Source organism: Streptomyces sp. NBC_00572, from assembly GCF_026341815.1.
Taxonomy (GTDB): domain Bacteria; phylum Actinomycetota; class Actinomycetes; order Streptomycetales; family Streptomycetaceae; genus Streptomyces.
Genome location: NZ_JAPENX010000001.1, coordinates 4,459,278 through 4,477,715, shown reverse-complemented (window position 1 = coordinate 4,477,715; position 18,438 = coordinate 4,459,278). Strand labels below are relative to the sequence as shown.

Below are 18,438 nucleotides of genomic sequence, written 5' to 3'. Positions count from 1 at the left end.
GTGTGCCCGTCACGCCGGTGCCGGCACCACGCTCCGGCCCGTTTCGTGGGCGTACAGCATCGCCCGGTCACGGAGGGACGCGTGGACCGCCATGCGGGCGTCGCGGCGGCGCTGGGCCGGGCCGTCGGGGAGGTGGAGGATGCCCGCGTTGCCCCGGGAGCCGCGCTGGATCTCGGCCGTGCGGGGGATCCGCAGCGCCTGGTAGCGGTCGAGCCGGGCCGCGGTCGTCGACGGCGCCGGGTCGGCCAGGCAGGCCGCGAGGTCCATCGCGTCCTCCACCGCCTGGTTCGCGCCCTGCGCCATGAACGGCAGCATCGGGTGCGCCGCGTCGCCGAGCAGGGTCAGCCGGCGCGAGGACCACACGTCCAGCGGCGGGCGGTCGTGCAGCGCCCACTGGAGGGTCGTCTCCACCGCGCCCACGACGTCCGCGACCAGACCGGTCCAGCCGCCGAAGACCCGCCGCAGCGCCTCCGGGTCGCCCGGCGTCGACCAGGACTCGCCCGGGGACTGCGCCATCGGCACCGTCGCCGCGAAGCTCAGGTACTCCCCCGCCGCGACCGGGTAGCACACGAAGTGCCCGCCCGGGCCGAGCCAGAGGCGCACCAGAGGCGCGCGGGCCGCGTCCGGGAGCCGGTCCACCGGCACCAGGCCCCGGTAGATGCCGAGCCCCGAGAACTCGGGCTCGTCGCGCCGGAAGGCCTCGCGGACCGTGGAGTGGATGCCGTCGGCGCCCACCACCAGCTCCGCCCCGCGGACGGTTCCGTCCTCGAAGGTCAGCCGTACGCCGTCACCCGACTCCGCCGGCTCCGTCTCCCGGGCCTCGCCGAGGCGCTCGCCCAGCTTGAGGCTGCCGTCGTCGACGAGGGTGAGGAGCGCGTCGTGGAGATGCGCCCGGTGCACCGCGTAGTACGGGGCCCCGAACATCCGCTCGCACTCCGCGCCCAGCGGCGTCCGGGCGATCGGCCGCCCGCTCCAGCCCCGTACCTCCATGGCCTCGATCGCCACCGCCCGCTCGCGCAGGGCCGGGCCGAGGCCGAGCCGTAGCAGCGGCCTGACCGCGTTGGGCGAGAGCTGGACCCCCGCCCCCACCTCCGCGAGCCGCCGCGTCTGTTCGTACACCGTGTACGGAATGCCCATGGAGGAGAGCGCACCGGCCAGCGTCAGGCCGCCGATGCCGGCGCCGACCACCGAGACGTGCGGCCGCTCCTCCGCTCCCCACTCGTCCAGATCCCCGAACCGCACCTTTGAGACCGCCTTCCGCGTCGCTGCTGTGTCGGCACCGTCGGCGTCGCCGGCCGCGGTCTCCCGCAGCCCGGCCGTCCGCCGCACCCCGAGCATGGGCGGCCCACCGGCCCCGGGCAACGCGGGTCACGCCCCGCGCTGACAACTGTCGCGGCTTCCATGACGTCCGTCACCGCCACCCCCGCGCGCCCGCTCCGGGCCGGTCCCCCGCACCTAACGTCGAGGCGGCGCCCGGGAGTCCGACCGCGGGCGACGACCCCACGACACCCCAGACCGGGAGGCACACAGTGACACGAGCCGAGGGACCGCGGTGACCGCCGCGGTGGCCGTGGAAGGCCTGCAGAAGCGGTACGGCGACCACGAGGCCGTGCGCGGCGTCGACTTCAGCGTCGCGGAGGGCGAGATCTTCGCCCTGCTCGGGCCGAACGGCGCGGGCAAGACCACCACCCTGGAGATCCTCGAAGGCTTCCGGGAGCGCGACGGCGGGCGGGTCGAGGTCCTCGGCCGCGACCCCGGCGTCAAGGCCGACGGCCACTGGCTGCGCGGCCAGGTCGGCCTCGTCCTCCAGGACATCGCCGTGGAGCCCTATCTTTCGGTGCGGGAGACCGTGGCCCGCAACGCCGGGTACTACCCGGAGCCGCGGAACGTCGACGAACTCCTCGACCTCGTCGGCCTGAACGAGAAGAAGGGCGCCAAGGTCAAGGACCTGTCCGGCGGCCAGAAGCGCCGGCTCGACCTGGCGCTCGGCGTCGTCGGCCGGCCCAAGCTGCTGTTCCTGGACGAGCCGACCACGGGCTTCGACCCGAACGCCCGCCGCGGCGCCTGGGACGTGGTGCGCAGTCTGCGCGACGACGGCACCACCATCGTCCTCACCACCCACTACATGGACGAGGCGCAGGCCCTGGCCGACTCGGTCGTGGTCATCGCCGAGGGCCGGATCGTCGCCTCGGGCACCCCGGACACACTGGGCGGCCGCGACAGCGCCCAGACCCGGATCCGCTTCGCGCTGCCGACGGGCGCCGCGCTCGCCGACGTACCCCTGCCGGTGAGCGATGTGGAGGACGGCCTGGTGACGGCCGAGACGACCGAGCCGACGGCCGCGCTGCACCGGCTGACCGGCTGGGCCCTCGACCGGGGCACGCCGCTGGACCGGCTGACCGTCGAGCAGCCCACGCTGGAGGACGTCTATCTGAGCCTGACCAGCGAGTACGTACAGCAGGAAGCCTCCTCGCCGTCGTCCGCGCGGGAGCGCAAGGCGCCCGCTGGACGAGGGCGCCGACCCGGACGGAGCCGCTCATGACCACCCTGATCCCCCCGACCACCGAAACCGCGCCGGCGGCCTCGGCCGAGCGCGGCGCGAACGTTCCGCGCGGGCGGAATCCGCTGGCCCTGCTGGGTCATCAGATCCGTTACGAACAGCTGTCGTTCTGGCGCAACCCGCAGTCGATGGTCTTCACCTTCGTCCTGCCGATCGTCATCATCGGCATCTTCGGCGCCGTCTTCAGCGGCAGCGAGGGCCAGGACTTCTTCTTCGGCCTGACCGGCATGCAGTACTACACACCGGTGATCGCCGCCGTGTCCGTACTCGGCGCCTGCTACGGCCAGTTGGCGATCGTGCTCGCGATGCGCCGGCAGACCGGGGTCCTCAAGCGGCTGCACGCCACCCCGCTGCCCGCCTGGGTCTACTTCGCCGGTCTGCTCGTGCACTGCGTCGTCGTCAGCATCGTGGACGTCGCCCTCGTCTTCGGCATCGGCGCGCTCTACGGCGTCGACCTGCCCACCCACTGGGGCGCGGTGCTGCTGACCCTGGTGCTCGGCGCGGCCAGCTTCTGCGCGCTGGGCGTCGGCGTGGCCTCGCTGATCAAGAACTCCGAGGCGGCCCCGGCCGTCGTGCAGTTCATCCAGTTCCCGCTGGTCTTCATCTCCGGAAGCTACTTCCCGATCCACGCGGAGCTGCTCAACACCATCGCGGGCCTGCTGCCCGTGAAGCCGTTCAACGACGCGATGCTGGCGCTCTTCACCCAGGACGCCGGCTTCCAGTGGCGGGACCTCGCGGTCCTCGCCGCCTGGGGTGTCATCGGCGCCCTGATCGCCGTCCGTTCCTTCCGCTGGGACCCGCGTCCCGAGTGACAGCCGGGTGCGCACCACGAAAAGGCCCGACCGGGAAACCGGCCGGGCCTTTCGTGATCCCCGTGGGGGGGGTCTTGGGGTCAGACGTTCTGCGGTACGGGAGCGTTCGCCGGTACGGGGAAGGCGTGGGCCAGGACCGCGTACGTGCGCAGCTCCTCCAGGAGGCTCAGGCCGAGCCGGTTGTGGAGCATGTGCGCGTGCGAGAAGAGGACCATGCCCGGGTGGGTCGGGGACTGCTCGCGGATCTCGGCCGCGTGGGCGGCGATCCGGGTGTGCCAGCCGGCGAAGGGGCCGTGGGCGCCCGGGTCGAGGGTCACCGCCCCCTCGACCCGGGTGATCGTGTCGAGGAGCTCGGCCGGGTGGCCGGCCTCGGCGGCCCAGGCGCGCCAGGCGCCGAGGCCGTGGGCGTAGTAGTACGCGCGTTCCGCGGGGTCGCCGAGGGCGGCGGCGACCGCGAGGGTGCCGCGCAGGGCGAGCATGGCCCGCTGCCGCTCGCTGTTCACCTTGGCCAGGGCGGCGAGGACGAGGGTGCTGGACAGGGTGAAGAGGGACTCGGCGGCGGGCATCAGCGCCTCGCCGCCGTAGCGGTCGAACTCCGGCTCGTAGACGGCCGGGTGGACGCCGGCGGGAAGCAGGGCCTTCACGGAGGTGTTCTCGCCGGTCTCGCCCGCGGCGGCGAGCCGCTCGGCCCCGCTGCGGTAGGCGGCGGGGTCGAGCGGCTCCTCGCCCGGGGCGGGTGCGCCGGCGACGGCCAGGCGCTCGGCGAGGGCGGCCTCCACGCGCGCGCGTGCGGCGGTGTCGAGGTCACCGACGCGGAGCCGGAGGTGCGGGCCGGACTGCCAGTAGCGGATGAAGAACCACGGGGTGCCGGGGGCGAGTTCGCGGACCGTGGGGCCGATGACATCGGTGACGACCCGGTCGTGTGCCGACCGGGCCGTCGTGCCGAGGTGGAGGTGCCAGGCGGTCCAGTCGGTCCGCCGCGGAGTGGGTGACGACAGGGTCGGGGTCACGGGGACGCTCCTTCAGAGTCTGAGGTCGAGCAGCGCGCCGCCGGTGTCCTGCGGTACTCCCACGACCACGGACAGGACGATCATCTCGTCGGGGTCCAGGCCGAGGACGCGCTGGGTGGGGATCTCCTTGAAGGCCCGCACGGGGCGGGCGAAGAGGCCGGAGGCGGCGGCGGACAGACAGAGTCCGTGCGCGGCCCAGCCGGCGGCGTGCTGGACGGCGCCCCAGCCGGCGGTCCCGAGGCGCTCGAAGAGCTCCCGGGTCCGTACGGACAGGAACACCGTGAGCGGGGCGTGGCGGATGCCGCAGCCGTTGACGGGCGAGACGCCGTAGCCGTACTGCTCCTCAAGGCGCTCGGGGGCGGTCGCGTCGGCGCGCAGGAGGTGCGCGGTGCCGTTCCGCAGCCGGTGGATGCCGTCGGTCCGCCCTTCGACGCCATGGACGACCGCGGTCACCTTCAACGCCGCGAAGGCGGTGGCGAGTTCGGGTCCGGGAGGCGGTACGGAGAGCCAGCGGGCGGCGCTTTCGAGGGCCTCGGCGGGGACGTTCCGGCGTCGGCCGTTCATGCCGTGCAGGGCGCGCGGCATGCGTCCGGAGTGGCGCCGCCACAGCAGCTCGGCCCAGTCCGGCACGGTCGCCGAGGAGCCGAGACCCGCGGGGACGGCGGTGGTGAGCGGGGTGGGGGCGCCGCCGTACGTCTGCTCCCGGTTGACGCGGATCAGTTCGGCGAGGGCGGGGTCGGTACGGGTGAGGTGTGCGGGCGGCCCGGTTACGGAGTCCTCTTCCGGGACCGGCGTCCGCGCCCCGTCCAGTTCCACGACGAACGGCAGCGACCAGGCCCAGGCGTCGTCGAGGCCCAGGGCGGACAGCAGCGCGTGGGTGTCCGGCCCCGGCAGGCGGAGCCGCGCCGGCACGTCGAAGAGTTCGAGCCCGAGGCTCAACGCCCGTAACACGAAGCCGAGTTCGATCGCTATGAGTGAGCCTCGGAACCACTGGTAGGCGGGCGGCACGGTCGTGTACCGGCCGGTGAGCACGACGTTCCGGGCGGGGGCCGCCGGGGTGCCGGTGAGGGCGTGCCGGTCCGGTTCCAGGAGGCGCCACGGCATGCCCTCGCCCCCGTCCACGAAGGCGTGGACGGGGAAGAGGCAGCGCGGCGAGGCGTACGGCCGGTGGTCGTTGTAGGGGTTCTCGGGTTCGCGGCGCTGCGGTCCGAAGGCGGTGACGAGGGCGCGGCCGAGCCGGTCCTCGACCGGTTCGGCCGCACCCCGGGCGCCCGGTGGCAGCGCCGGGTACGGCAGGGCCGCGAGCCGGTCGTGGGTGCCGAGCGGCAGGGCCCGGCGCGGGCCGCCCCCGCGCGGCGGCGGGGGCGGTACGTGCGTGTCGGGCGGAGGTTGCGGCACCCAGGTCCACGGCGGCGCCTCCGGGGCGTCGTCCCCCGCGCCGTACGCGTACCAGAGGGGCTCGCGGGCGATGCTGTTGTCGCCCTCGGGTCCCGGCAGGTCGACGGGGCCGCGCCGGGGCGACACCGCGGTAGCGGCGTCGCGCGGGGTCGGCGGGGCCGCCGTCACGGGAACGGGTGGGGGTCGAGGGGGATCGCCCGGTGCTCCTGCCCGGTGCCGTGCAGGGCGGCGGTGAGCCGGGGCAGGCCGGCCAGCCGCTGTTGGGCGTGGCCGAAGCACATCGGGACGATGCCGGGGACGACCGCGCGGGCCACGTGGATGCCGGCGTCGGCGTGTTCGCGGCTGGTCTGGTCGACGAGCACGATCCGGTCGAGCCCGGCCCCGGCGAACAGTCCGCGGACGAAGTCCAGGGCGCCGCGCACGTCTCCGCCGGAGCCGCGGTCCATCCGGCCGGGCCAGTCGGGGAAGGCCTCGTCGAGCGTGACCCGGGGCCCGCCGAGGGCGGCGGTGGCGCGGGCGGCGGTCTCGGGCAGCGAGGAGAAGCGGACGTGGTCCTCCAGCTCCTGGACCAGCCAGGGGTCCTCGACCATCGGCTCGACGTCCTCGCGGGTCCAGTCGACGGGGTTGGTGACGAGCTGGGCGACCTCGCGCAGGGCGCCGCGGATCGCGGACTGGGGGTCGGCGCCGGAGCCGGCCGAGGAGAAGGTGGCGGGGAAGGGGTTGAGCCGGTTGACCGCGAGCACCCAGACGACCGGAAGGCCGATGTCCTGGGTGGCGACGAGGAGGTGCACGTCGAAGCCGCGCGACTCCATCAGCTCGATCATGGCGCGGCTGGTGGGGTCGGTGAGGGAGGAGTTCGGGATCGTCGGCAGGGGTGCGGCCCGGTGCCAGGAGAGCAGGAAGGCGTCCCGCTCCGCCAGCTCGAACAGCGAGTGCAGGGCCGCCTCTTCGAGGTTGGCGCCGACGGCGCAGCCGCTGGACGACTCGTAGAAGTAGTGCTTGCGGCCGGGCGTCCCGGCGGCGCGGGCGGCCCTGCGGTCGCGGCGGTGGTTGTACTCGTACTGGTAGAAGGCGTGGTCGGCGGGGACGAGCAGTGCGCGCCCGGCGTCGAGGTCGTGGCCCCACACCCAGTCCATCGGGGTGTCCGCGTCGAACGGCGTGGCCCTGCTGGTCGGGTGGGCGAGCTGTTCGGCCGTGTACCGCCCGAGACCGGCCGGGTCGACGGCGTGTTCCGCGACCTCGGCGTACGGGCGGTGGGTGAGGACGGGGATGTCGTACGGGAAGCCCGCGAGGCGCTCGTACGCCTCCAGGATCGCCACGGGTCCGGTCTCGGCGAAGGTCCGGGCTCGGCCGTGGCCCATCGCCGGGGCGTCCGGCACCACGGCCATGCTCATCGCGAACGGGGCGCGGGACTCGCGCAGCAGCGCGCGGACCGGACCGAAGCGGTCGTCCACCAGCCGGTCCTGGAGCACCCCGCGCTCGACGAGCCGGCTCGCGGCGGTGCGGGTGCAGTCGTCCGGGAACGCGGGCCGGTCGGTCGGGGTGAGCGGCGCCGGGGTCTCCGTACCGTCGAGCCGCTCGTACGCCGGTCCGCAGAGCGGGCAGTGGAAGCTGCGGGCGATGCGGTGGCGGCGCAGGCCGCGCGGCGAGACGGAGAAGAGTTCGCCGGGCCCGAGCGGCCGCCTCACCAGGTGCTCCAGGGTCGCCCGGAGCAGTTCGGGGAGGAGCGGCGCGCCCGGCCCGGGGGCGGCGGTCGCGTAGCGGAGGTCGCCGACGAGCGGGTGGTCGGGGACGGTACGGTCGCGGACCTCGGCGCAGCCGGCGCAGCCCGCGTCGGTGCCGGGCCGCCAGAGCGGGCCGACGAGGACCTCGTCGCCCTGGAGGCGGACGGAGAGGTGGGCCCGGCCGGCGGCGACGGCCTCGTCGAACCGCTCCCGCTCCCAGTCGAGGTGCCAGCCGCGGTCGACCGCGACGGTGCCTTCGGGGAGGACGTCCGCGAGGGCGTCGAGCGCGGAGCGCCAGGCCTCGTCGGCGGGGTGGGTGTCGAGCCCGGGCCCGAGCGCGAGGGGCGGGGCGAGGGTGTCAGTGGGCATCGTGGGCCTCCACGGGGCCGTACCAGAGGGGAAGCTCGCCGATCACCGGGTCGTGGCGGACGGCCTCGCCCCGGTACGTGGTGCCCGCGCGGGCGGCCAACTGGGCGCGGAGGGCGTCCAGGGCGGCGCGGTCGGCGAAGAGCAGTGCGTCGGTGGAGAGCGGGTCGACGGTGCCGGGCTCGCCCGTGGTCTGGGTGTGGGCGAGCGCGGTGCACAGGGCGTCGCGGGCGGCCTCCGCCGCGTCGGCGCCCCAGGCGCGTCCGAGGGTGGTGCCCCTGGCGGTCACCTCGGCGAGCCGCCAGTCGAGTCCGGGCACGCGGTGGAACCGCACGTGCGGCTCGGAGGGAAGAAGACCGCGGAGGGCGGCGAGGATCCGCAGGCCCTCCGGGTCGAGGTCCTCGCACGCCCCGCCGCCCGCGGCCACGGCGGGGGCGCCCGCCGGGAGGGCCGCGGGCGGCACGTGCGGGGTGTCGGTCTTCGCCGGCGGGGGCGCCGACTCCTCGGCGAGCAGGCGCAACGCGCCGTCGAGGAGCCAGTGTTCCCTCGTGAGCCCTGCCGCCGGGGTGGGAGCCCCGGGGATGTGGGCGTGCGGGCCGGCCGCCGGGGTGGGCGCCCCGGGGATGAGGGCCCGCAGGGCCTGCAGGGTGGCCGCCACGGTGGCGGTCTCCTGATGGGCGGCCCAGGCGAGGACCGTGGTCGTGGGGCGGCCGTCGGCGCGGAGCTCGGCGGCGCGCAGGGCGAGCGGCATCTGGGGCAGGTCGGCGCCCTCGGTGAGGGCGAGCGGTCCGGTCCAGCGCGCGGCGAGCAGGGTCGCGGTCTCGCGTGCCTCGTCGGGCTCGGGACGGGGGTCGGCGGGGGCGGCGGCGAGGGTGAAGGGGCCCTCGGGGAGGGAGCCCGGTCGGCCGGTCGCGGCCGCCTGGTGGGCTCCCTCGACGGTGACCCGGTCGGAGGCCAGGTCCGTCCCGTGCACGACATGGGCCTCGCCCGTGTCCGCGGTGCCGGTCAGGGTGTCGATGAGGAGCTGGGCCCCGAGGGCGCCGGCGAGCGCGTCCGCCATGGGGCGGGGCGCGGGCGCGGTGGCCTCGGCGGTGGCCCAGGCGCGGGCCCGGTCGCGGAACGCGGCCCGGACGGCCGGGTGTCCGGGGCCGGTGAGGGCGGGTCCGACGAGGGTGACGCCGGTGCCGCCGAGGAGGACGGGGACGACGAGGGCCGCTGTGAGGGGAGGAGTCCCGTCGTCCTCGCGGATGTCGAGGACCGCGTCCGGGGTGACGGTCGGGTCCTCGCCGTCGGTGAGGACCGTGCCGACCCCCGCCCGGCGCAGCCCCCGCACGGCGGGTCCGGTCGCGGTCGCCGGTCCGGTGACGAGGACGGTCGCGGCGCGGAGCCGGGCGAAAGCCCCGTACGGGTCGTCGAGGAGGCCTTCGAGGCGGGCGAGCGACTCGGCGTGCCGTTGCCGTACGTCGGCGGGCGGCTCGGGCGCGGTGTGCGCCGCCGGGTCGAGGAGCAGTCCGTTCTCGCGGAGCCTGTCGACGAGGAGACGGACGGCGGGGCGGGCGCGTTCGGTGCCGATCTCGGCGACGAGCGCGTCCTCGTCGGTGCCGTCCTCCAGGAGCGGGACGCAGCCCTGGGCGACGGCGTGCAGGACCTCGGAGCCGCGCAGCACGAACCGGGCGCGGGCGCCGCTGAAGTAGACCCCGCCGGGGACGGGCGCGTAGTGCAGGTCGGGGCGGGTCCTGAGCGTTTCCGCGGCCATCGTCACCGCTCCTCTGCCTCGGTCGTCGGGTGGTAGGTGAAGCGGCCGCCGGCGGTCCTGCCGACCTCGACGACCCACTCGGTGGCGTGGGTGCCGTCGACGACGCCGGGCAGCGCCTCCTCCAGGTAGCTGCCGCCGGTGTCGGCGCCGCGGCGCTCCAGCATCCGGGGCAGGACGCGGGCGCCGAGCGCGCTGCCGAGGTCCACGTACTGGGGCTTCTGCTGGAGGCGCTTGGACTGGATGTCGGGGGCGCCGACGGAGAGCGGGCCCTCGTCCTCGGGGACGGTCTTGACGACGACCTCCTCGGGGACGCCGTACTTGGCGCGCCAGGCGTTGAGGGCGAGGAGCCGCTCGTGCTCCTCGGGTCCGGCGGCCAGGGCCGTACCGAGCTCCTCTCCCCCGTACCAGCGGCGGCGGCCGATGAGGACGTCGCCGACGGCCATCCGGGGCGCGGTGCGGGTGGCGGCCCGGTCCCAGGGGGTGGCGGCGTGCCAGCTGTTGGGGAGGGCGTTGAAGAGGCGGCCGCTGATGGCGAGCCCGGAGGCGACGGAGAGCGGCGGCGGGAAGAGGCCGGGGTGGCCGGTGCCGAGCGGCAGGACCCGCAGGGGTGCGCCTTCGGCGTCCTCGACGCGCAGGGAGTCGGTCTCGGGGTCGTGGGCGAGCCGCAGTCCGAACCAGTCGTCGGGGGTGAGGCCGCCGGGGAGGATCGGCGTGTGGGCGTTGACGTTGAGGCGGTGCAGGCCCAGGTCCTCGGTGACGCGGGCGCCGTCGTATCCGTACACCCGGCGTACGTGGTCGGCGAGGCGGGGCAGGGCGCGGCCGCCCAGCCGCTTGTCGGCCTCCAGGAAGCGGGCGTAGAGCATGCCGTGGCCCGGCAGGCCGTCGTTGAGGACGAGGTGGCCGTCGCCGCGCTGGAGCAGGATGCCGTAGATCAGCGGGTCGCGGCGGAAGCGTTCCGGCAGGTCGCCGGTGAGGCCGGCGACCTGTTCCGGGCTGATGCGGAGGGTGTCGTCGCCGCGCTCGACGGCCTGGCCGATGAGGGCGTGGAGGGCCTCGGTGACCTCGCGGCGCAGTTCGTAGATGCGCTCCAGGGAGCCGTCGGCGGGGCCGATGCCCTTGAGCGCGGTCGGGTCGCCGGGGCCGTCGGGGCCGTACACGGCGGCCATGGCGGCGGCGCGGCGGGAGACCTCGCCGACGACGAAGGGGGCGTTGGCGGCGAGGGGGACGTTCGCCCCGGGGCCGAAGCGCTCGACGAACGCGGCGGTCATGAGGACGCGCACGTCGTGCAGCCAGTCGAAGACGGTGAGGAGTTCGACGGCCGGGCCGAGGTCCTTCAGGGACTCCTTCCAGGGTTCCGTGGCCACCTTGAGCGGCGGCATCACGTAGTCCTCCTCGACCGTGACGTGCGCGGGGCGGCCGGCGGCGTGGCTGAGTTCGCCGAGGGCGCCGCGCAACTCGGCGAGGGCGGCGCCGCGTTCGGCGGCGGGTGCGGCGGTGAAGGCGGGCATGCCCGCCTTGACGCGGTCGGTGAGCCGCTTGGTCACCGGGCGCGGGTCGTCCGGGGTGAGCAGGACGTCGTAGTCGGTGGATCCGTCCTCGGCCTCGTGGAAGGTGCAGAGGAGGCCCTGGGCGACGGCGCCGCGGACCTTCTGCTCGGCGTCCTCGGCGGCGATGCCGGAGCGTTCTGCGACATGGGCGACGACGGACGGGAAGGGGCGGGGGCCCATGCCCACCGCGTCGAGGAGGTCTCCGGCGGGGCCGTCGAGGGAGACGGCGGCGCGGCGCATCCCCTCGGGGGCGGGCTTCAGGAAGAACAGCTTCCCGGTGGCGGGGTCGGGCGCGGAGGTCGGCGGAAGGCCGATCCACATGTCCTCGATCGCCCGGTCGGCGGGGTCGGGCAGTCCTCCGAGCACGTAGTTGAGCATCACGCGGTCGAGGCCGGGGAAGGCGGTCGCGCCCCCGAATCCCGCCTCGTCGGGGCCGGGCGCGGACGGGTCGGGCTCGGCGATGCCGACGGCCGTGAACCGGGCGAGGGGGCTCGTACGGACCATGGCACGGGTGACGTACTGGATGAGTCCGCGCTCGGACTTGCGGGACTTGGCGGGGACCTTGCCGGGGGCCCGGACGGCGGCGCGGTAGCGCTCGGCCTCCTGGTGGACCTCGGGTGCGACGAGGGCGAGGGAGCGCAACAGGTCGGGGTCGCCGAGGAGTTCGGCGAGGACTCCGCGCTCGCGCTCGGCCGCGTCGGGGTAGCCGGCGACGAGCTCCTCGCGGATCCGCTCGCGCTCCTGGCGGGCTTCGAGCCAGGCGTCGATCGCGGGGGTGGCGGGCTCCGGCGTCTTCTTCGGGGCCTTGCCGCTGTTCACGGAGCGGCGCAGGGCGATCAGTTCACGCCGTTCGGCGTCGTCGGTCGCGGCGCCGATCCGCTCGTACAGCTCGTCGGACGCGGCGGCGGAGGCTTCGGCGAGCGTCTGCTCGGCGGCGGTGACCAGGACGAGCTGCCGGCGCAGTTCGGCGTCGGCGAGCCGGGCGCGGCGCAGCGGGTTGACCCGCAGGAACCAGAGGGGTTCGGGGGCGGGCGCGGGTACGCCCGCGGGCGTCGGTACGGTCACCGGCTCGGGCGGTGCGGCCCCGAGCAGGTCCGTCGGGTTGCCGATCACGGGGGCGGTCATCGAAGGGCTCCCTCGGGGGCGGTGCCCGGAGCGGCGCTCGGGGCGGGGGCGGTGGCACGCGCGTCTCCCGCGGCGGCCGGACCCGGCTCCCCGGCGGCGGCGGCGTCCGGCAGTCGGGCGGCGATGCGCTCGCGCCAGGAGACGCCGAGGACCTCGTCGACCGTCTCTGCGACGGCGAAGCAGGTGTAGTAGCGCTGCATCGGGGAGACGGTGAGCAGCGGCAGCTGCTCGTAGAAGAGGTTCGTCAGGAGGCGGAAGGAGGCGAACCAGGGGGACGGGGCCGAGGTCACGCCGGCCTCGCCGACGGTCCGGTGGAAGTCGCTGTCGGGCTGCTCGCCCTGCGGGACGACGGTGGTGGCTCCGGGCGGGCCCATCTCCGAGCGGTCGAGGCCGGCGGTGGCGCCGTCGAGGAGGTCGAGCGTGAGGGTGCCGGCGGCGACCGCGCTCTCCAGGGCCCCGGCGCCGTAGGCGAGTCCGGTGCGCCAGGCGGCGGCGGTCGCGGAGACCTCGCCGCTCAGCCGCTGCTCGACGACCCGGCGCAGGACGGGCGCGTCCTTGGCGAGGCGCTGCCGGAAGACGGGGCGTACGTCCTTGGTGGGTGCGGCCCAGGCGAGGAAGGCCTCGACGTGGGAGCGGGGCGAGAAGACCCCGTACCCGAGGCCGAGGGTGTGGGTGTCGGCGAGCGCGACGAAGGCCTCGGCGAGCCGGAGGGTGCCGGAGCCGGGCTCGCCGGCGAGGTCGTCGATCGTCCGCAGGAGCGCGGGTGTCAGGGCTCCGTGCACGACGGTGCGGAAGCGGTCGAGGCGCGGGTCGCGGGAGGCGGCGCCGGGCCGCCCGCCGGGATCGATCCGCTCGACGGCGCCGTGCTCGCGCAGGGGCAGGTACGGCGGCTGGACGGCCTCCAGGCGGCCGAACTCGCGGGCCTGGTCGAGGTAGGTCTCCTCGGTGAGGGCCCGGGGCGGGTCGAGCGGGCCGGCGTCCAGGCCCCGCGCGACGCCCTCCCAGTCGGGGCCGCCGCCCGGGACGCCGGTGGCGTCGCGGGCGAGGATGTCGACGTGCGGCCCGTGGAGCCATCCGCGGCGCAGCTGGACGGCGGGAGCGCCCGCCTCGTTCAGCGCGCGGGCGACCGGTACGACGTACCGGGCGAGCCAGGCCGGTGTGACCGGCATCCGTGTGTGCAGCCGCACTCCCGTCAGGCCGTCGGAATCCGGCTTCACGGCAGTGCGCTCCAGCGCATCAACCCCCATGCTTTCGCACCTTCCGAGAATTCGAGAACAACGTCCTGGGCTTTCTTGTGCTTCCGGCCGCAATCATGTGGCGGCGAATTGTGGCGCGGTAGGGGAAAGGGGTCCGAGCTGACATCTGTCACCCTTTCCGTGACGCTCGGGCCACGGCTTCGTTCGATACCGATCAAGTCGGACTGGCTGAAAATAGGCAGCCCGGTCGGATCATCGCCGTTGATCGTTGTAGGGTCCGCGCCATGACTACGGAAACCACCGACGCCGAGTGCCTGGCACTCACGCGTAATCTGCGCCGTCGCGGCGCGATCGTCCTCGCCGTCTTCGCCCTCGTATGGGCCTTCGCCGGCGGTTCGGGGATAGCGGCGGTGCCGGTGTCCGTCGCGGTCGGTGTCGTCGCGGCCGCCGTGACCGCCGGCGCGGTGGTGCTCGCCTTCCGGGGGACCGCGGGTCCGGTGACCCGTCTCGTCCGCCTGCCGGAGAAGTGGAACCGGGGGGTCGGCCTGGTCAACATGGCCGAGCTGGTGGCGATCTTCGCGGTGATCGCCGCGTCGAACGCCTCGGGCCACCCGGAGTTCATCCCGGTCGGGATCTGCCTGGTCGTGGGGCTGCACTTCTTCCCGCTCGCCCGCCTCTTCGACCAGGGGCAGTACAAGTGGACCGCGATCTTCCTGACGGCGGTCGCGCTGGTGGGGCTCGTCGTCCTGGCGGCCGGCACCACTGCGGAAACGATCCGCACGGTGGTGGGCCTGGGCGCGGCGATCGTGCTCTGGGCCTCGTCCTTCCACGTCGCCCTGCGCGGCTGACGCCTCGACCCCGGAAAGACCCGTAACGCACGCGAGGATGCGCCACCCGGCCTGGGCCGGGCGGTCGCATCCTTCGTGCGTCGTGCGTTCAGCCTCGGTTACTCGGTCAGCAGGCCGAGCAGGTGGAGGAGGACGACGACGAGGTGCCGATCGAGCCGCTGGAGGCACCCATCTCCGGGAGGGCCACGCCCTGGGCGACCTCGAGGGTCTCCAGCTCCGCGACGTCGAAGTTGTCGAAGGCCGCGTCGTCGCCGTTCTTGATGTCGTCGATGCTCATGGTGTGTTTCCTTTCAGCGTTTCGGTTGGGGGATGTTCAGCAGGCGGAGCAGGTGGAGGACGAGGAGGACGAGGTGCCGATCGAGCCGCTGGAGGCACCCATCTCCGGGAGGGCCACGCCCTGGGCGACCTCAAGGGTCTCCAGCTCGTCGACGTCGAAGTTCTCGAACGCCTTGTCCGCGTCCTGGCCCTGCTTGATGTCGTCGATGCTCATTCTGAATTCCTTTCCGAATTCTTCTCGGCAACCGTTCGGCTGCAACACCAATAATGCTGACCGGCCACCTGCTGCACCAGCCTTTCCGAACACCACCTGACGTTTATCACGCCCGGAATAACCGACGTCACGCCGGAAAGTCTCAGGGATTCTCCGGAAGGGACCACTCGGGGCTGTTGAGCATGCGCCAGCCCTCCCCCGGTTCACCTGCGACGGAGTCGTCGGGACGCCGGCTGCCGAGCAGGAAGTCGCCCACCGAGGACTCCTGGAGGTAGTCCAGGCCCAGGACCCGCGCGGACATGTCCGCGTCGCCGTTGCCCAGGGCGCACGGGGCCAGGCCGAGGGCCGTCGCGACCAGATACATCGTCTGGTAGAGCACGCCGGTGTGCCGGAGCGTGGTCGCGTAGGCGATGGCCCGGTACTTCCACGACATGCGCTGGAAGCGGGCCGTGACGGTGACGAGGACGTCGGGGCGCGCCTCCATGCCGGTGGCCCGGGAGGCCACGTGGAAGAGGGACTCGCGATCGGCCTCCTCCGCGTTCCGCAGGACGAGCCGGTGGCCGACGGGGTCGTAGTAGTAGATGCCGGGGGTCAGGCCCTCGCAGCGTCGCACGGTGACGTACAGCTCCAGCTCGTAGCCCTGGCCGCCGCTGGGGTAGGGGCGCGAGACGACCTCGTCGCGGTCGCTGCCGGGCTCCGGCGCGTAGTGGGCGCGGACCCGGGCCACGCGGTAGAGGAACTCGCCGAGCTGCCGCGCGGTCATCTCCTGCTCGCCGTAGCCCCGGATGGAGCGCCGGGTCTCGATCGCCGTGGTGAGGGAGGGGTCGTGCGCCGCGATCTCCTCCCGGGTCGGCCGATGGAGGGGTACGGAGGGACCGTCGGGGACGGGGCGTACGGCCGGCCGGGGCTCGATGGCGCCGCGGTGGGGATAGACGGCGCCGAACACGTCGTCGTACCGGCCGGAGCGGACGCGCGAGTGGAAGAGGAGGTCGTGGAAGTCCCACTGCCGCAGGACGGGTTCGCCGTCCGAGGCGAAGACCCCGTCGGCGTCGGCGAGTTCGGCGAATCCGGCGCCGACGAGATGACCGAGGACATCGGCGGTGCCGGCCGCGTCGAGACCGGCGTCCGCGCCGAGGCGGGCGGGGGTGCCCGGCTCGCCGAGCGCGGCCGCCAGGGTCCGGGCGGCGGGGTCGGTGAGCACCGCCCGGAACTTCACCAGCGGCGACTCCAGGACCAGGGCGCCCTCGCGGGTACGGCAGAAGGCGAAGCGGGAGAGCCGGACGGTCGCGTCGGCGGGGACGAGGACCGGCAGGTGGGCGGCGTCGCGGGCCACCGGCTCCAGGCGGAGCAGCTCCCGGCTCCCGCCCTCCCCGTCGCCGCCACGGGCGAGTACGGCGTGGGCCACCAGGTGCCTGGCGCGGTCGAGGACCCGGTCGAACAGGACCCGCTCGGCGGGGCGCAGCCCCTCGTACAACTCCTCGGCGGGCAGGGGCCCTTCGGCGAGCCGCTCAAGGGCGGTCCGGACGCCGTCCCGGACGGGGCGGAGGGCCAGGGAGGTGGCGGGCCCGGCGAGAGTGGCGACGTCGCCGCCGTCCGGCGCGAAGCAGACGCGCACGCCTCCCGTGAACGCCGGTACGGCTAGGGCGGGTTCGAGTGGACGCGGACCGGTGTCCGATGGTGCCTGGGTGGTCTGCACGGTGCCTCCGTGGGCGCGAGGATGACGGTCCGGCGCCGGGGCCGTGCGGGCCCCGGGGCCGGCGGACGGAAAGGCGCCGTACGCAGGGCAGACGCCGGGCAACACTCTCGCGCGGGGAACGCGCCGCCGATCCGAGCCCGCCGGAAGAAGTGACAACTCCCGGCCGATGCGTGACTCCCGTCATTCCGGAGCACCCGATTCCCGGCCCACCCGCGGGAATGACCGAGGTCATCGATCGCGTGACACATGCAAGAACCGGCGCGAACCCGCTCGGAGTTACGGCCGTTCGCGCCCATGCTCGGAGAGCGAATTCACCACCGTTCCGACACCACGGTTCGGACATCACCGTTCCGACACCACGGTTCGGACATCACCGTTCCGACACCACCGCTCCCGGAAAACCGTCACGTTAGGAATCCGCTGTGTTCTCTCGCCGCAACGCGATACGACTCGGACTCACCGCCGGTGCCGTCGGCGCTGTCGGCGCGGCCGGCGGGGTGTTCCAGAGCCTCACCTCCGGTACGCCGGCGGTGGCCGCCGAGCCGCCCGCCGGCCCGCCCGCGGTCACCCCGTTCACCGTGCCCCTGCCGAGGCCTCGGGTGCTCGCCCCGTACCGGCGCACCCGGTCGGCCGACTACTACGCGGTCACCATGCGCAGGGCGCGGGTCGAGATCCTGCCCGGCCTGCGGACCGAGGTCCTCACGTACAACGGCACCTTCCCCGGCCCCACCATCCGGGCCCGCAGCGGACGCACCGCCGTCGTGAAGCAGATCAACGCGCTCTCCGCACCGACCTCGGTCCATCTCCACGGCGGGGCCAACCCGCAGGACCAGGACGGCGGGATGATGGACCTGATCCAGCCGGGCAGGTCGAAGACGTACACGTACGCCAACCGTCAGGTGGGCGCCACGCTGTGGACGCACGACCACGCCCACCACCTGGAGTCCGAGCACGTCTACCGGGGCCTTTCCGGGCTCTACCTCCTCGGCGACGAGGCCGAGGACGCGCTCGGACTGCCCTCGGGGCCGTACGAGGTGCCGCTGATCCTGCGGGACGCGCACTTCGACGCGGCGGGGCAGCTGGTCTACACGATGGACGACGCGCTCAACCGGACGACCATCCTGGTCAACGGGGCCCCGTGGCCGTACATGAAGGTGAAGGCCCGCAAGTACCGCTTCCGGATGGTCAACTCCTGCAACCTGCGGATCTTCGTGATGGCGCTCTCCGACGGGAGCCCCATCATCCACGTCGGCTCGGACGGCGGACTGCTCCCGGCACCCGCGCCCTCGCCGGTGGTCGTCCTCTCCCCCGGTGAGCGCGCCGACTTCGTCATCGACTTCTCGCGGTACGCGCCCGGCACCCAGGTCACCCTGGCGAACATGCTGGGCCCGGGGCCGACCGAGCTCGTCGGGCAGATCATGCGCTTCGACGTCGAGGAGAAGGTGGCCGACACCAGTCGGGTGCCGGACGTCCTCACCACCCTGCCGCCGCTGCCCACGCCGACCGTGGAGCGGACCTTCGAGCTGCGGATGGACGAGCCGGGCACGGGCCACCTCGCGTACATCAACGAGAAGACCTTCGACCACGACCGGATCGACACGGAGATCACGTGGGGCTCCACCGAGGTGTGGACGGTCAAGAACACCAGCACGACCGTTCCGCACAACTTCCACACCCACCTGGTGCAGTTCCGGATTCTCGAAAGGGACGGAATGCCGGTCTATCCGGCGGAGGCCGGCCTCAAGGACACCGTCCTCCTCTTCCCGGGGCAGACCGCGAAACTCCAACTGACCTTCGACACCCACCGCGGGGTCTTTCCCTATCACTGCCACATGATCGACCACAGCGCCATGGGAATGATGGCGCAGATGCGCATCTCCTGATTTTCGCCGCATCCTTCCGCAGCTCTG

The 18,438-nt window shown here is 74.1% G+C and carries 14 protein-coding genes; 4 read left to right on the top strand and 10 right to left on the bottom strand.

Features of this window, described 5'->3' with window-relative positions; all coding sequences use genetic code 11:
* Window positions 1-9: 9 nt before the first annotated feature.
* A complete protein-coding gene (locus OG514_RS20830; RefSeq protein ID WP_266896923.1) occupies window positions 10-1,338 on the bottom strand; it encodes an FAD-dependent monooxygenase in 1,329 nt (442 codons plus the stop codon).
* 214 nt (window positions 1,339-1,552) lie between these two features.
* Between OG514_RS20830 and OG514_RS20825 the strand changes: the two genes are divergently transcribed.
* Window positions 1,553-2,542, top strand: a complete 990-nt coding sequence (locus OG514_RS20825) for an ABC transporter ATP-binding protein (protein WP_266896921.1) — start codon at window positions 1,553-1,555, stop codon at window positions 2,540-2,542.
* Complete coding sequence (locus tag OG514_RS20820; protein WP_266896919.1) at window positions 2,539-3,372, top strand: ABC transporter permease; 834 nt, start codon at window positions 2,539-2,541, stop codon at window positions 3,370-3,372. Before OG514_RS20825 ends, OG514_RS20820 begins: the two co-directional genes overlap by 4 nt.
* 80 nt (window positions 3,373-3,452) lie before the next feature.
* Here the strand turns inward: OG514_RS20820 and OG514_RS20815 are convergent, their stop codons facing one another.
* The 6 genes from OG514_RS20815 to OG514_RS20790 are packed head-to-tail and all read right to left on the bottom strand — an operon-like array spanning window position 3,453 to window position 13,545.
* A complete protein-coding gene (locus OG514_RS20815) occupies window positions 3,453-4,382 on the bottom strand; it encodes a thiopeptide-type bacteriocin biosynthesis protein (protein ID WP_266896917.1) in 930 nt (309 codons plus the stop codon).
* A gap of 12 nt (window positions 4,383-4,394) precedes the next feature.
* Window positions 4,395-5,948, bottom strand: coding sequence for a nitroreductase family protein (locus OG514_RS20810; protein ID WP_266896915.1), 1,554 nt, complete (start codon window positions 5,946-5,948; stop codon window positions 4,395-4,397).
* Entirely contained in the window at window positions 5,945-7,873 is a 1,929-nt protein-coding gene (locus OG514_RS20805; RefSeq protein ID WP_266896913.1) for a TOMM precursor leader peptide-binding protein, read from the bottom strand. Before OG514_RS20805 ends, OG514_RS20810 begins: the two co-directional genes overlap by 4 nt.
* Window positions 7,863-9,626 (bottom strand): hypothetical protein, encoded by a 1,764-nt coding sequence (locus OG514_RS20800; protein ID WP_266896911.1) that lies wholly within the window; start codon window positions 9,624-9,626, stop codon window positions 7,863-7,865. Before OG514_RS20800 ends, OG514_RS20805 begins: the two co-directional genes overlap by 11 nt.
* A gap of 2 nt (window positions 9,627-9,628) precedes the next feature.
* Window positions 9,629-12,298 (bottom strand): hypothetical protein, encoded by a 2,670-nt coding sequence (locus OG514_RS20795; RefSeq protein ID WP_266896909.1) that lies wholly within the window; start codon window positions 12,296-12,298, stop codon window positions 9,629-9,631.
* Window positions 12,295-13,545, bottom strand: a complete 1,251-nt coding sequence (locus OG514_RS20790) for a hypothetical protein (RefSeq protein ID WP_266896907.1) — start codon at window positions 13,543-13,545, stop codon at window positions 12,295-12,297. Before OG514_RS20790 ends, OG514_RS20795 begins: the two co-directional genes overlap by 4 nt.
* A gap of 233 nt (window positions 13,546-13,778) precedes the next feature.
* Between OG514_RS20790 and OG514_RS20785 the strand changes: the two genes are divergently transcribed.
* On the top strand, window positions 13,779-14,342 hold the full coding sequence (locus OG514_RS20785; protein ID WP_266896905.1) for a hypothetical protein: 564 nt from the start codon (window positions 13,779-13,781) through the stop codon (window positions 14,340-14,342).
* A gap of 106 nt (window positions 14,343-14,448) precedes the next feature.
* On the opposite strand, the gene OG514_RS20780 is transcribed toward OG514_RS20785, so the two are convergent.
* The 3 genes from OG514_RS20780 to OG514_RS20770 all read right to left on the bottom strand — a co-directional run bounded on the left by OG514_RS20780 (window position 14,449) and on the right by OG514_RS20770 (window position 16,528).
* Window positions 14,449-14,619: a thiazolylpeptide-type bacteriocin gene (locus OG514_RS20780; RefSeq protein ID WP_015036315.1), complete on the bottom strand. Its 171-nt coding sequence runs from the start codon at window positions 14,617-14,619 to the stop codon at window positions 14,449-14,451.
* 36 nt (window positions 14,620-14,655) lie between these two features.
* Window positions 14,656-14,832, bottom strand: a complete 177-nt coding sequence (locus OG514_RS20775; RefSeq protein WP_073912617.1) for a thiazolylpeptide-type bacteriocin — start codon at window positions 14,830-14,832, stop codon at window positions 14,656-14,658.
* Between the two features lie 142 nt (window positions 14,833-14,974).
* A complete protein-coding gene (locus OG514_RS20770; protein WP_266896900.1) occupies window positions 14,975-16,528 on the bottom strand; it encodes a SagB family peptide dehydrogenase in 1,554 nt (517 codons plus the stop codon).
* A gap of 422 nt (window positions 16,529-16,950) precedes the next feature.
* Here OG514_RS20770 and OG514_RS20765 point away from each other — a divergent pair, with 422 nt between their 5' ends.
* On the top strand, window positions 16,951-18,411 hold the full coding sequence (locus OG514_RS20765; protein ID WP_266896898.1) for a multicopper oxidase family protein: 1,461 nt from the start codon (window positions 16,951-16,953) through the stop codon (window positions 18,409-18,411).
* Window positions 18,412-18,438 lie beyond the last annotated feature (27 nt).